14 protein-coding genes are annotated in these 13,631 nt (G+C 62.3%); 13 read left to right on the top strand and 1 reads right to left on the bottom strand.

The window, feature by feature from the left end; translation table 11 throughout:
• Window positions 1–22 precede the first annotated feature (22 nt).
• The 13 genes from DESFRDRAFT_RS08260 (at window position 23) to DESFRDRAFT_RS08200 (ending at window position 12,796) form a co-directional block, all read left to right on the top strand.
• The gene (locus DESFRDRAFT_RS08260; protein WP_005992928.1) at window positions 23–937 is read left to right on the top strand and encodes an electron transfer flavoprotein subunit alpha/FixB family protein; all 915 of its coding nucleotides are present in this window, start codon (window positions 23–25) and stop codon (window positions 935–937) included.
• A 34-nt stretch (window positions 938–971) separates the two neighbouring features.
• On the top strand, window positions 972–2,444 hold the full coding sequence (locus DESFRDRAFT_RS08255) for an FAD-dependent oxidoreductase (protein ID WP_005992927.1): 1,473 nt from the start codon (window positions 972–974) through the stop codon (window positions 2,442–2,444).
• 87 nt (window positions 2,445–2,531) lie between these two features.
• The gene (locus DESFRDRAFT_RS08250) at window positions 2,532–3,839 is read left to right on the top strand and encodes an FAD-dependent oxidoreductase (RefSeq protein ID WP_005992926.1); all 1,308 of its coding nucleotides are present in this window, start codon (window positions 2,532–2,534) and stop codon (window positions 3,837–3,839) included.
• 11 nt (window positions 3,840–3,850) lie between these two features.
• Entirely contained in the window at window positions 3,851–4,138 is a 288-nt protein-coding gene (locus DESFRDRAFT_RS08245) for a ferredoxin family protein (protein ID WP_005992925.1), read from the top strand.
• A gap of 175 nt (window positions 4,139–4,313) precedes the next feature.
• On the top strand, window positions 4,314–5,210 hold the full coding sequence (locus DESFRDRAFT_RS08240; RefSeq protein ID WP_005992924.1) for a SphA family protein: 897 nt from the start codon (window positions 4,314–4,316) through the stop codon (window positions 5,208–5,210).
• A 460-nt stretch (window positions 5,211–5,670) separates the two neighbouring features.
• Complete coding sequence (locus tag DESFRDRAFT_RS08235) at window positions 5,671–6,462, top strand: amino acid ABC transporter permease (RefSeq protein WP_233489587.1); 792 nt, start codon at window positions 5,671–5,673, stop codon at window positions 6,460–6,462.
• Window positions 6,463–6,464: 2 nt separating this feature from the next.
• Window positions 6,465–7,235 (top strand): amino acid ABC transporter ATP-binding protein, encoded by a 771-nt coding sequence (locus DESFRDRAFT_RS08230; protein ID WP_005992922.1) that lies wholly within the window; start codon window positions 6,465–6,467, stop codon window positions 7,233–7,235.
• Window positions 7,236–7,280: 45 nt separating this feature from the next.
• Window positions 7,281–8,156 (top strand): ABC transporter substrate-binding protein, encoded by an 876-nt coding sequence (locus DESFRDRAFT_RS08225; RefSeq protein ID WP_005992921.1) that lies wholly within the window; start codon window positions 7,281–7,283, stop codon window positions 8,154–8,156.
• A gap of 72 nt (window positions 8,157–8,228) precedes the next feature.
• Window positions 8,229–8,912, top strand: coding sequence for an AroM family protein (locus DESFRDRAFT_RS08220; RefSeq protein ID WP_144004977.1), 684 nt, complete (start codon window positions 8,229–8,231; stop codon window positions 8,910–8,912).
• A gap of 62 nt (window positions 8,913–8,974) precedes the next feature.
• Window positions 8,975–10,228, top strand: coding sequence for an imidazolonepropionase (gene hutI, locus DESFRDRAFT_RS08215; RefSeq protein ID WP_005992918.1), 1,254 nt, complete (start codon window positions 8,975–8,977; stop codon window positions 10,226–10,228).
• A 15-nt stretch (window positions 10,229–10,243) separates the two neighbouring features.
• On the top strand, window positions 10,244–10,930 hold the full coding sequence (locus DESFRDRAFT_RS08210) for a GntR family transcriptional regulator (protein ID WP_005992916.1): 687 nt from the start codon (window positions 10,244–10,246) through the stop codon (window positions 10,928–10,930).
• Between the two features lie 672 nt (window positions 10,931–11,602).
• Complete coding sequence (locus tag DESFRDRAFT_RS22520) at window positions 11,603–12,010, top strand: hypothetical protein (protein ID WP_158306966.1); 408 nt, start codon at window positions 11,603–11,605, stop codon at window positions 12,008–12,010.
• A gap of 156 nt (window positions 12,011–12,166) precedes the next feature.
• Window positions 12,167–12,796: a hypothetical protein gene (locus DESFRDRAFT_RS08200; RefSeq protein ID WP_005992913.1), complete on the top strand. Its 630-nt coding sequence runs from the start codon at window positions 12,167–12,169 to the stop codon at window positions 12,794–12,796.
• On the opposite strand, the gene cyoE is transcribed toward DESFRDRAFT_RS08200, so the two are convergent.
• Window positions 12,783–13,625: a heme o synthase gene (cyoE, locus tag DESFRDRAFT_RS08195; RefSeq protein WP_233489586.1), complete on the bottom strand. Its 843-nt coding sequence runs from the start codon at window positions 13,623–13,625 to the stop codon at window positions 12,783–12,785. The two genes, DESFRDRAFT_RS08200 and cyoE, sit on opposite strands and share 14 nt — an antisense overlap.
• Window positions 13,626–13,631 lie beyond the last annotated feature (6 nt).

Raw genomic sequence — 13,631 nt, 5'->3', positions numbered from 1 at the left:
ACAGCGAGAAAGGAGAGGCCAAATGAGCCAGGCATGGATCATCGTGACGGAGGAAAAGCAGACGCCCGCCCTGGTGGCCATGGCCAAGGGACTGGGCGGGAAGGTCATCGCGGCCGTTATCGGACCGCGCGCCCTGGCCGAGGCCGCCGCGGCCGCCGGCCCCGACGCGGTGAAGTGGGTCGAGACGGAACAGGGGCGTCCGGCCGAAGCCTACGCCGGCCCGGTCGCCCGTCTGATCGCGGCCGACGCGCCCGGGGCGGTCGTCGCCAGCGCTTCCGCCGCGGGACGCGTCCTTGCCGGCGCGACAGCGGTGAAGCTCGGCGCGGCCATGATCCCGCGCGGCCTGAAGCTGTCAGCCGCTGGCGAGACCACCCTTTTGGAGCGCGCGGACCTGGACGGCCGGGTCATCGAGACGATCGCGTCCGCCGGGCCCGTGGTCACCTTCTATGCCGGAGGCGATGTCGAGCGGACGCCCTGCTCCCCGGCTCCCATCGAGACGGTCGCCGCCGATGGCGTCGCCGACATCAGGCTCGAGAAGACCGAACCGGCCGCCGGCGCCGATGCGGGCATCACCAAGGCCAGCGTGGTCGTCTCGGTCGGACGCGGTCTGAAGAAAAAGGACGACCTGACGCTCATCCAGGGCCTCGCCACGGCCCTCGGCGCCGAAATCGGCTGCAGCATGCCCGTCGCCGACGACCTGGGCTGGGTCGAAAAGGAGCGCTATGTGGGCCGGTCCGGCCAGCATATCACGCCCCGGCTCTACATCGCCGTCGGCATCCAGGGAGCCCCGCAACACCTGGAAGGCATCCGGGGGACCAAGGTCGTCGTCGGCATCAACAACGACCCCGACGCGCCGATCTTCAAGGCCGCCGACTTCGGCATCGTGGGCGATCTCTACGAGGTCGTCCCCGCCCTGCGGGCGGCCCTTGGCAAATAACGTCCGGTCAACCCAAGCCAGGAGGAGAAGTGACATGGCTGAAGAGTTCGATTCCCACTACGACGTCATCGTGATCGGCGGCGGCGGCTCGGGCCTGTCGGCCGCCGTGCAGGCCGCCAAAAACGGCCTGACCTGCGCCGTGCTCGAAAAGGAAGAGCAACTCGGCGGCAGCTCGGCCTTTGCCGAGGGCCACGCGGCCTTCGAGTCCGACGAACAGAAAAAACGCGGCATCACGGTCACCAAGCAAGAAGCCTACACGGCCTACATCGACTACTCGCACTGGCGCTGCGATTCGGCGCTGGTAAACCGCTTCGTCGAGAACGCCGCCACCACCATCACGAAAATGCGTGACGAGGTGGGAGCCGTCTATGAGGACGTCACCATCACCGCGCCCGAGCAGCCCGGCGAACTCGTCACCTGGCACCTGCCCGAAGGCGAGGTCGCGCATCTGCTCGAGCTGCTCGAAGCGGACGCCCGCCGCCGCGGCGTCGACATCTTCCTGTCCACCCCCGCGACCAGGATCCTGCGGGGCGAGGACGGCAAGATCAAGGGCGTGGTCGCCAAGGACGCCGACGGCGAGACCGTCAGGCTCGGGGCCAGGGCCGTCGTGGTCGGCTCCGGCGGCTACGCCGCCAATCCCGCGCTGATCAACAAGTACGGCAAGTTCAAGATCGGCGAGCACGTCATCAATGCCGGCGGGAAAGGGAACACCGGCGACGGCCTCAAGATGATGCAGGAGGTCGGCGCCGTCGAGAACTCCAATATCGGCACCATGGTGTTCTTTCCTCTGATGCGTGACAAAACCGTCACCAGCCATGTCAACAACGCCGGCATGCAGCCCTCGTTATGGGTCGACAAGCACGGCCGGCGTTTCACCAACGAGACCGTGGGGCTCAACTTCGGCAATGCCGGCGACCTCATGGTGGGCCTGCCGGACGCGATGTTCTGGTGCATCCTCGATCAGGACTTCATCGACAGGCTGGTCAACAAGGGCAACTTTGTCGGTCTCGGCATCTACGTCCGCAACTACGAAAAACTGATCCATCTGCCCGGGGAACTTGAGGCTGACGCCGCAAACGACAGCTGCACCAACGTCTACAAGGGAGAGACCCTCGAGGCGCTGGCCGGCAAGATCGGTGTCGCTCCAGAGGTGCTGCGCTCGGAAGTCGGGGAGTACAACGGCTACGTCAGTGCCGGCGAGGACAAGAAGTACCGCAAGGACCCGAAGTATCTCTTTCCCTGCAATCGTGGCCCCTTTTACGCCATCAAGATGGAACCCGGCATCATGGTCAGCGTCGGCGCCATCAAGATCAATGAATACATGCAGGTCCTCGACGCCAATGGTGGGGTCATTCCAGGCCTCTACAGCGTCGGTTGCGACGCGGGCGGCCTGTTCGGCGAAAGCTACCAACTGACGATTCCGGGCTCGGCCAACGGCTTCGCCCTGACATCGGGCTGGCTGTCGGCCGACGACATCGCCGAGAAAGTCAACGCCGGCGCGCTCTGATTCCGTATGCGTTTGAAAGCCGGGCCGCGCGAAACCGGGCGGCCCGGCCCACCCGTTTCAATGACGGTTTTGGGGGAGAGAAACCTGATGGCTGAAGAAGCACTCGAGGTCGATGCCGACGTCATCGTGATCGGCGGCGGCGTGGCCGGCACCGTCTGCGCCCACCAACTGGCGCAAGCGGGCAAGCAAGTCATTTTGATCGAACGCGGCGGGCAGCCCGGCGCAAAAAACCTCTCGGGAGGGATCTTCTACTGCCGGGTGATGGAACAGGTCTTCCCGGATTTTGTCGGGGAGGCCCCGGTGGAGCGCCGCATCACGCGCAATGTGCTCTCCTTCCTCAACCCGACGTCGCACTTCAATGTCGACTACTGGGACCAGCGCCTGGGCGATCCCGTCAACGCGGTGACAGTGCTGCGCGCCAAGCTGGACGCCTGGTTGGCCGAGCAATGCGAGAATGCCGGCGTCATGGTGATGCCGGGCATCCGGGTCGACAGCCTGCTGTTCGAGAACGGGCAGGTGGTCGGCGTCAAGGCCGGCGAGGACGAACTCCACGCCCATGTGGTGGTCGCCGCCGACGGCGTCAATTCGTTTATCGCCCAGCAGGCCGGCATCCGCGCCAAGGAGCCGGCCCAGAACCTGGCCGTCGGCGTCAAAAGCGTGATCGGCCTGCCCGTCAAAGTCATCGAGGACCGCTTCAACGTCACCGGCAACGACGGGGTCGCCTACGCCCTCGTCGGCGACTGCACCAAGACGGCGGCGGGCGGCGGCTTTCTCTACACCAACAAGGAGTCGATCAGCGTCGGCGTGGTGCTGCGCCTCGACGACCTGGAGGCCAAGGGGCTCACGTCGAGCGAGGTGCACGACAATTTTCTGGGCCACCCGGCCATCGCGCCGCTTTTGCGCGACGGTGAGCTGCTGGAATACGGCTGCCACCTGACGATCGAAAACGGCCCGGCCATGACCTCCCACGACCTCGCCCGGCCGGGGTTCCTCATCATCGGCGACGCCGCCGGCTTCACGCTCAACACCGGCCTGACCATCCGCGGCATGGACCTGGCCGCCGGCTCCGGCATCGCCGCCGCCAAGACCATCGTCAAGGCGCTTAAGCGCGGCAGCTACGGCCAGCAGGACATGGACGACTATCGCAAGCAGCTCGACGCCACGTTCGTGGGCGCCGACATGAAGACCTACGCCAAGGCGCCAAACGTCCTCGAAGTGCCGCGCATGTACCAGGACTACGGCCTGCTGCTCACCGACATCTTCCACGACATCTACAGCTGCGACACCACGCCCCGCAAACACATCGCGGCCACGGCGACAAGCGCGTTCAAGCGCTCGAAGATCAAGCTGCTTACGGCCCTCGGGGACATGCTCAAGGCCGTCAGGGCGCTTTAGGGAGAAAGGACATGACGATCTTTGGAGATGTCACGCAACGTCTGGCGGGCAACACGTACGTCGTCGACGAGCACTCGCACATAGAAGTCAACCAGGAAATCGCCCGAAAGACCGGCACGGGGAAATTGCTGGTCCGGGTGTGCCCCGCCCACGTCTATTCCGAAAACGAGGACGGCACCATCGGCGTTTTGTTCGCGGCCTGCCTGGAATGCGGCACCTGCCGCGCCCTGGCCAGCCCCGGCGCGCTCACTTGGCATTACCCGAACGGCGGGTTCGGCATCGCCTTCCGCGAAGGCTGAGGCGGCATGCCGGCAAGGGGGGCGGACGGCACAGCTTGCAGGCGCATGGCGCTTTGGATTCCGCTTCGAAGTCGGAATGCCGCCGGATCAGGGGACCATTGCGGCAACAAGCCTGTCGTGTGGGAAGCGGAGGACGGCTTGTTCCCTATTGCGGAAAAACACTGGAGGGATATTTATGAAACGGGCATGTTTTCTTTTTCTTGTGGTGTATTCCTTATCGTGCGGCTTGGCGTTTGCCAGCACCGGGCACTATGTCAACGGCGTCGAAGGGATCAAAGCGGCCACATTGCCTCCCGAAGGTTTTTACGTCAGAGAGTATTCCGTCTATTACAACGCGCCGGAGTACCGGGACAAGAACAATAAAATTGTCAACAACGACTTCAAGCTCAATGTTTATTGCCAGGTCACGCGTCTCATATACTCATCGAATATTTCGGTGCTTGGAGGCAATCTCCTCTTCGATGCCGTCGTGCCTTTTCAATATACCGACAGCTCCTTCAAAACAGGGCAATCCTCCCCGCGCACCAGTGAGGACATGTTCGGCCTGGGCGACATCCTGATTGAACCCCTGCTTCTCAGTTGGCATGGGGACAGGTATGACGCCGCCATTGGAGCGGGCCTGTACATCCCGACCGGTTATTTCAGCAAGAATCATCCGGCTAGTCCCGGCAAGGGGTTTTACACGGTGATGTTCACTGCGGGCGCAACCGTTTATTTCGACACGGAAAGGACCTGGAGCGCGTCCATCCTGTCCCGGTACGAAGTGAACACGGAGCAAAACGAAACGAACATTACCCCTGGAAATGATTTCCATTTCGAATGGGGTGTCGGAAAAACCTTCAACAAGACCATGACGGTCGGCGCCGCGGGCTACTGCTCCTGGCAAACGACCGATGACAGCGGCAGCGGCGCAACGGATGATCGCACGACGATCTATGGCATCGGGCCGGAAGTCGCCTTTGACATTCCGGCGTACACCACTTCCGTTTCCCTGCGCTTCTTAAAAGAATTCTCCGGACAAAACAGTTCGCAGGGAAGCATTGGCACGCTGACGCTGACGAAGCGGTTCTAAGAATTTTATCCAGCCGGGGCATCCCGACCCGATCCCTTGGGGAAAGGGGCCGGGGATACGACGTCGCGCCCCTCCCCTGTCGCGCCACAGCCTTGGAGCGAGCAAAGGGACCTGGGACGTCAAATGAAATGGGCTGTCGCTTGATGCGACAGCCCATTTCATTTGACGGCGCCCGGGGCCGGAGCCGAGCCGGCACGTCGAGAAAAGAATCCGTCCGGTTTTGTCATATTTGTCATCGCACCGTAATTTGACTTGACGGCAGCCGCATCGCGGGGCAGAAATTGTCCGACAAAAATTGTCGGACATTCTTTGCGGTTTCCCCTCGGCGACCAAGCGGAGAGCGGCTTTTTTGACTTTTGGATTTGGAAAAAACATGGTGACCAACGACAAAATCATTCCTCTCCGCCATTACGGACGGTGGGTTTCCGGCATTCTTCTGATAGGCCTGATGGGACTTATCGTGAACGCTTTCATCGTGGGCCAAATCGACTGGTCCGTGGTGGAGGAGTTCTTTTTTTCGACCGCGCTTCTCAAGGGACTGGCAAACACCATCCTCATCACGGCCTGCTCCATGCTCATGGGTATGGCGCTGGGCGTGATCTTCGCCATCATGCGCCTTTCCCAAAACCCCGTTTCCCGCATGTTTTCAGGATGGTACATCTGGCTGTTCCGGGGGGCCCCCGTCTATTTGCAGCTGCTGATCTGGTTCAATCTGGCGCTCATCTTTCCCGTGGTGAATCTGGGCTTCGCGCAATACCGCATGGTGGACGTGATGACGCCCTTCATGGCCGCCCTGCTCGGGCTGGGCCTTAACGAGGGCGCGTATCTGACGGAAATCGTGCGCGGCGGCATCCTCTCCGTCGACAAGGGCCAGATAGACGCCGCCACGTCCCTCGGCATGACCCGTCTTATGGCCATGCGCCGCATCGTCCTGCCGCAGGCCATGCGCGTTATCGTGCCGCCCATCGGCAACGAATTCATCGGCCTGCTCAAAACGTCCTCCATGGCCAGCGCCATCGCCTACACCGAGCTGTTGCACAAGGCCCAGATCATCTATTTCGTCAATGCCAAGGTCATGGAGCTGCTTATCGTCGCCACCGGCTGGTATCTGATTGTCGTGACCATCCTCAGCGTCGTGCAGGTCGGTATCGAGCGGCGCTTCGCCCGCGGCCATGCCTTTGCCACCCAACGCGGTTTCCTGGAGACCCTCCGGGAAAACACCTTCGGCAAAAGACAACGGTGCGGAGCCTAGCCATGCGACAGGATGTCCCCATGTTGCATACGGTCAACGTCCATAAGTCGTACGGCGACCACGAAATCCTCAAAGGCATCAACATCGACGTGGAAAAAGGCGAAGTGCTGTGCCTGCTCGGCCCCTCGGGCTCCGGAAAAAGCACCTTCCTGCGCTGCATCAATCATCTGGAAACGATCAATGCCGGGCGCATCTACGTCGACGGATCGCTGATCGGATTCAATGAACGCAAGGGGCGGCTGTACGAGCAGAGCGAAAAAGAGCTCTGCAAAATACGCACACGCATCGGCATGGTTTTCCAGAACTTCAACCTGTTCCCGCATATGACTGTCCTGGAAAACATCATCGAGGGCCCCGTCACCGTCAAAAAGGAAGATCCCCGCAAAATGCGGCAGCGCGCCTATGCGCTCCTGACGCAGGTCGGGCTGCGGGATTGGGCGGATCGTTTTCCCAAACAACTTTCCGGCGGACAGCAGCAACGCGTGGCCATTGCCCGGTCGTTGGCCATGGAGCCCGAGCTGATGCTCTTTGACGAACCGACGAGCGCACTGGACCCCGAGCTTGTGGGCGAGGTGCTTACCGTTATGCGCGACCTGGCCGAAAGCGGCATGACCATGGTCATCGTGACCCACGAAATGGAGTTCGCGAAAAACGTGGCCCATAAGGTGGCGCTTATGGACCACGGCCGCGTGGTGGAAGAGGGAACTCCGTCGGAGGTTTTTGAAAACCCCCGACACGAGCGCACCAAGGCGTTCCTTGGAGCGATCGCATAGGCTGTTGCGGTTTTTTTACGCGGGTTGCCGTCTGCCAAGCGCGGCATGAATCATTTGGAGGAAAAGACGTTGCTGAAAAGAAAGCTCGCCTCGTTGTTGTGTGGTTTTGCCCTGCTGTTCTCCGGAACGGCCTTTGCCGCATCGCTGCACGACATGTTGCCCGATTCCATCCAGAAAAGCGGAAAGATCATCATCGGCGTCAACGGCATATTCCCCCCCATGGAATTCAAGGCCCCCGGCTCCGACACCCTGGACGGCATCGACGTGGAACTGGCCCAGGCCATTGCCAAGGAATTGGGCATCAAGATCGAATTTGACGACCAGAATTTCGACCAGTTGATCAATTCCATCAACACCAAGCGCGTGGACATGGTCCTTTCCGGCATGTCCGACAGCGCGGAACGTCGCAAGTCCCTGGACTTCATCGACTACTTCAACTCCGGCACCCAATGTTTCACCACCAAGGCGCTGGCCGGAAAAATCAAGAACCTGGAAGACCTGAGCGGCAAGACCCTGGCGGTGTCCGCCTCCACGGACTACCTGACCACCATGCAGAAGTGGAACAAGGAAAACCTGCTCGACAAGGGCAAGCCCGGCATCAACATCATGGCGGTGGATTCCGCGGCCTCCGCGCGCATGCAGATGCTGCAGGGCCGGGCCCAGGCTTCCGCCCTCAGCCCCGAGGCCCTGGGCTGGGCCAATGTGCAGCAAAAGGGCGCCTTCGTGGCCGTGGGGCCGCTGCTGGAATCCAATCCTTACGGCATCGCCTTCAGCAAGGACAACGCCAAGCTCCGCGATGCGGTGTACGCGGCCTTGCAAAAGGTTTTCGCCGACGGCACCTACAGTAAGATCCTCAAGAAATGGGGAGCTGAAACCGGCGCGCTGCCGCGTCCCCTCATCAATGGCAAAGCCGTGAACTAGGGTCCCGGCCATCGCGAAAAGAAGCCACTCCCCGAGGGGGGAGTGGCTCCTCTTTGTCCTGGCCTCCCAGGCATGACGCACATGATCACTCTCGGCATACTCACCCTGGGGCAGGCGCCCCGCACGGATATCGAACCCACGTTTCGCGCCATCCTGGGGGATCGCATCGCCTTCAGGCAACGCGGCGCCCTGGACGGCCTGGGCGCTGGCGAGTGCGCGCGGCTGGTCCCGGAGGATGGAGAATCCGGCATCGAGACCTGCCTGCGCAAGCAGGATGGGGTCGTAAGGGGCGTGCTTGTCGCCAAGCGTCTTCTGCTGCCCCGCCTTATCGCCGCCGGACGGAAGCTGGAAGCGGAGTGCGACGCCCTTCTGCTGCTTTGCTCAGGGCGGTTTCCGGAGCTCAAGCGGGCCATCCCCAGGCTTATCGAACCGATAACGGTCATCCGGTCCGTGGTCGCCGCCCTGGCGGGCCACGGGCATCTGTGCGTCATCGGCCCGGCGTCAGACATGGAAGCGGCGCCGGCGCAGTGGCGCTCCTCTGCGGCGCGGGTTTCCACGGCGGCGGCTTCGCCCTACGGCGGGCGGGAGGCCCTTGTCCGGGCGGCGTTGCGCGCGCGGGAGGCGGGCGCGGACTATGTTTTACTCGACGACATGGGGTTTACGGAGCTGCAGCGCCGGACGGTGCGCGACACGTCCGGACTGCCGACCCTGAGCGCCACGAGCATTACGGCGCGCATTCTCCAGGAACTCGTATGAGCCGGCGCTCCAGCCCAGGATGGCCTTTTCCTGGCGCCGCCGGATGCGGAAAAGAGGAAGCAGTGAACGGCGATATCACCATTGCGCACGCGGCCAGCCTCGCGCGGGTTACGGATGCGAAGCGCCCCAGGGCGGGCCGGGGGCAAGGGGAACTGAACATCATCCACGACGGCGCGCTGGCCATTCGCGGCGGCGTCATCGTGGCCGTGGGCGATTCGCGGGAGGTGCTGCGCGCCTACGGGGACGACGCCCCGGTGCTGGACGCCTCCGGCAAAACGGTGCTGCCCGGACTTGTGGAATGCCATTCGCACCCCATTTTCGCGGGCAACCGGCACTGGGAGTACGTGCGCCGGCTCGAAGGCGCCGACGGCAGGGAGATTCGCGCCGAGGGCGGCGGCATCTGGTCCACCATCGTCAAGACGCGCCAGGCCGGCGACGACGAGCTTTTGCGCAACGTCGCCCGGGCCTTTGAGCGGATCGCGGCGGGAGGAGTGACCACCCTTGAAGTCAAGTCCGGCTACGGCCTTGATACGCGTGGGGAGCTGCGCCTGCTGCGCCTGCTGCATCAGGCCGCCTCGCATACGGCCATGGATATCGTCTGCACGTTTCTCGGCGCGCATATCGCGCCCCAGGATGGACGGAGCGCGGAAGAATACGTCGCTGTCGTCAAAAACGAGATGCTCCCGGCGGTGCTTGCCCAAGGCATTGCCCAGTCGCAGGACCTTTCGTGTGAAAATGGCGACTTCTCAGCCGAGCAGGCCAGAGAACTGATTGATATTTCGACCTCTTTGGGATTACCTGTCCGCGTCCACGCGGATGCGTCCTCCGATTCGCGGGGATGGCGCACGGCGGTCGCGGGGGGGGCGCTTTCCGCCGACCACCTCACCTATACGCCGGATGCCGAGATCAACGCCGTGGGCGCCACCACGACCGTCGCCGTGCTCTTGCCGGTGGCGGAACAGTTTTATCTTGACGCGCAAAAAGCCAACGCAAGGCTTTTTATCAAAAACAACGTGCCTGTCGCCGTGGCCACGGATTATTGTTCGTCGTTTCAGGCCACGTCGTTGCCCTTGACCATTGCGCTGGCCTGCTCGTGGTTCAGGCTGACCCCGGCCGAGGCCATTGTCGGCGCGACCCTCAACGCCGCCTACGCCTTGGGGAAGAGCCACGACCGGGGTTCCCTGGATGTGGGCAAGCGCGGCGATGTGACCATTTTCGATTGCGAACATCCGGGCCAGCTGGCTACGGCCATCGGCGCCCCGCTTGTGGACGTGTCCCTTTCCCGGGGCCGCGTCGTTTGGGAAGCGGGAAAATAACGTCCAGGAAGAGTCATGACGATCCGAGAGACCGAAGGGGCGAAGTCCAGCAGCGTGGCCATGATTGCGGAGACATTGCGGCGCGCCATTTTCGACGGGACCTTTCTGCCCGGCGACCAGCTCAAGGAGATGACGCTGTCGCATTCGCTCGGCGTTTCCCGCAGTTCGGTGCGGGAGGCCCTGCGCATCCTGGCGACCGAAGAGCTTGTGGCGCACCTGCCGAACAAGGGGGCGTCCGTGCGCAAGCTTACGCTCGAGGAAATCGACGATATCTTCCTGACGCGTCAGATTCTGGAGATAAGGGCCTGCGAATGCATCCCCACGGCGCCCGAGCGCCTGTTGCGCGCCCTGGAGGAGAGCACGGTCGCCTACGAAGCCCAGGCCAACCTCGATGATCCGGTCGCCATAGCCAATGCCCATATCAACTATCACAAGGCGCTGGTCGGGCTTACGGGCAGTTTGAAACTTGCCGAGCTGGAAGAAAGCCTGATGCGGACCTTGCAAGTCATTATCGCCTGCATCGAAAACGACCGGGACGACACGCAAAACGAAATCGCCAATCACCGCGCGATGACGCGGATGGTCATGGCCGGCGACGTACAGGGCGCTAAAAAGTGGGTGGAGGACTACATCCCCAACGGGAAAAATTTCGTCGTCAGGCACATCCTTTCGCAAAAAAGCACCCTCCGCCTGCGGCGCTGACCCGGCGCTTTTTCGAAGAATCCCACCATATCTGCAATTGACTTACAGGCCCGAGGCGCCAAACTGGCGCCGCCGCCGCGCGGGCTTTTCTCTTGTCCATCCGGACCAACCGCCTGGCCCCCCCGTACAGGACCCTTTACCCATTCCTGCGAGGCCGCCAAGGGTGGAGGAAGAATTCGTACCCGACCGTAGCGGCCCACCAGATGCAACCGGGTCATCGCCATCGGGTCTTATCGTGGAGGCTGCGCTTAGAATTTTCGCCGGCCTTGTACTTGTCGAACTCGAACCACCCCCGAACCGTCCCGTCACCGCGCCTCTTTGCCGTCAATGCGAAGACTGCCGCAAGGGCAAAGACGACGACCATACCAAGGGCAATGCCTATGATCCATTCCATGGGATGGCGGTAGCAGTCTGGCCGGAGCTTGTCATCCCGCCGCATGGAGCGCCCATCTCCCGGGTCATGGCGTCCGGGCCGGGCAACGTGTCACGAGTCGGTCTCTCGTTTTCCTTGTGGGTGGATATGGCGCGAGGCGCAAAGTCGACAATTCTCAACTTTCGGAGTGGGTCCATTTTTGTGGACAGATACCGCCCCAAACCTGGCGGCTCTGGCGGGCGCGGAGCGTGGTTCTACGGCGTGCGGCCGGTTCGGCTCTTTCCACTCGTTGTTCCCGTATGAACTCCGGAAACGTCGTCAAAAATATATCCGCAAGTGCCGCCGCATCGGGTCACGTCGTCGATATCCTTCTGGTCGAGGGGAAAGACCCGGCAGGCTTTGGGCCGGCATTTGCCATACACGCGGCACAATTGGTCTTTTGTCAGCATCGGGCAAGCTATCGTGAAATGGCAACAGGTGCCGCACTGGTGGCAGTCACCCTGACGGTTGCGCAGTTGTCGGGCCACATACCCCTGGCGGAAATGGACCGCGAACAGTCGCCTGAGTTTGCCGACAAAAATTCGGGTTTCGTGTCTGAACGTTGCCATTATCGTTCCTCGAGACTTATAAATAATGCAAATTTTGCCATCCGCAGTGTGGGCCACGGCTTTTCCCGTTTCTCTATTTTTGAGCATGACAGTGCGTAGCATTTTTAGGGAAGCGGGGACAAGGCGGCGCGACAAAGTGAACCAGCCGTCGGAAGTTCACAGAGGCGTAGCGACGCGACCGCCCGGAACCGCGTTGATTGACTTGGTCCGGGCTCCGTGCCATGAAATGTGGTAACTCCGGGAAATGGTGGTGTTATGAGCAAGACCGAAGGCCTCTGGAATGCGCTGAGTTCGTTTTTCATCAAGCACTCGATGACCATCTTCGTCATCGCCACGGTCATCTGCCTGGTGCTCATCGGCTATCTGACCAACCACCTCAAGCCCTATGTCGTCGGGGCCTGGGTGGTGGTCGGCATTCTGACGTCGCTGCTTTTTTCCGGCGTGGCCCTGGTGGTGGTCCTGGCCGTGGCGGCGGTGCAAAAGGCCAGACACCTGCGGCTGATTACCTACGAACCCAACGGCGCAAGCACCTTGCGCGCCAGCTTCGAGAACGAGAAAGTCCGCCTTGGCGACTTTTACTCCCCCTACCTCGTTCCCAACGAGGGCAAGACGTTTACCCACTGCGAGATCCAGGGCCCGGGCGGCCTGTTGTTCCGGGGCACAAGCCGCCTGGAACGCTGCCGCTTCACCCTGTGCGACGTCATCGTGGTCAACGAGGGCGACAAGGTCAACACGGCGGCCCACTTCGTGGACGGGACGTTTACCGATTGCCACTTCGTCAATGTGGCCCTCTACCTGACCCAGGAGACAGCTGCGGCCCTTTTCAAATCCCACAAGGACGCGACCGGCGAAGAGATGGTGATGTTCTGCTTCAGGCAGGGATAGGCGCGGCGTCCACGGCCAGCATGAGGCTGACCGCCACGATGACCAGGATGGAAAAGACGTAGACAGCCCTGGCCTGACGCCTGTCGTCGCCCGCGCCGAAGCGGGCCAGACCGAACCAGACCAGGGAAAGCGCCGTGGCCAGCGCGAAAAACCGCATCCCGGCATACCCGCATACGGTCAGCAGCTGGGCCTCCACCATGAAGACCAGGATATGGCCGGCGATATGCCGCTTGGTGGTGGCGATGTCGCAAGCGACCGGCAGCACGGGGATGCCGGCGGCGCGGTAGTCGTCGTAACGGCTTATGGCGATGGCGTAGGAGTGCGGCATCTGCCAGGAACAAAAAAGCGCCAACACGAGCAGCGCGCCGAGGTCGAAACGCTGGCTCACGGCGCAGTAGGCGGCAAGCGGCGGCGTCGCGCCGGCCAGGCTCCCGACCAGGGTGCTCAACGGCGAGATGCGCTTGAGGGCCAGACTGTAGGCCCCGACGTAGACGGCGAATCCCAGAACCGTAAGCCCCGTGGCCAGGGCGTTGGTCCCGACCCACAGGACGGCCAGCCCGGCCGCGCCAAGCACCCCGGCATAGACCATGGCGGCCCGGCCCGACATGGCCCCGATGGCCAGGGCCCGATTCCAGGTCCTGGCCATCTTGCGGTCGATTTCCCGGTCGATGACGTTATTGACGACGCAGGCCGAGGCCACGACCAGGGCGACGCCGGCCAGGACGGCCAGCAACAATCCCGACTCCAGATGCCCTCTCGCGGCCAGGCCGAATCCGCCGAACGCTGAGATCAGGTTGGCGACGACGATCCAGGGCTTGGCAACCAGCACATACCG

It is taken from the genome of Solidesulfovibrio fructosivorans JJ], from assembly GCF_000179555.1.
Lineage (GTDB): Bacteria > Desulfobacterota > Desulfovibrionia > Desulfovibrionales > Desulfovibrionaceae > Solidesulfovibrio > Solidesulfovibrio fructosivorans.
Note: the sequence above shows the minus strand (reverse complement) of the source record. Positions and strands in the feature narration are given on the sequence as shown.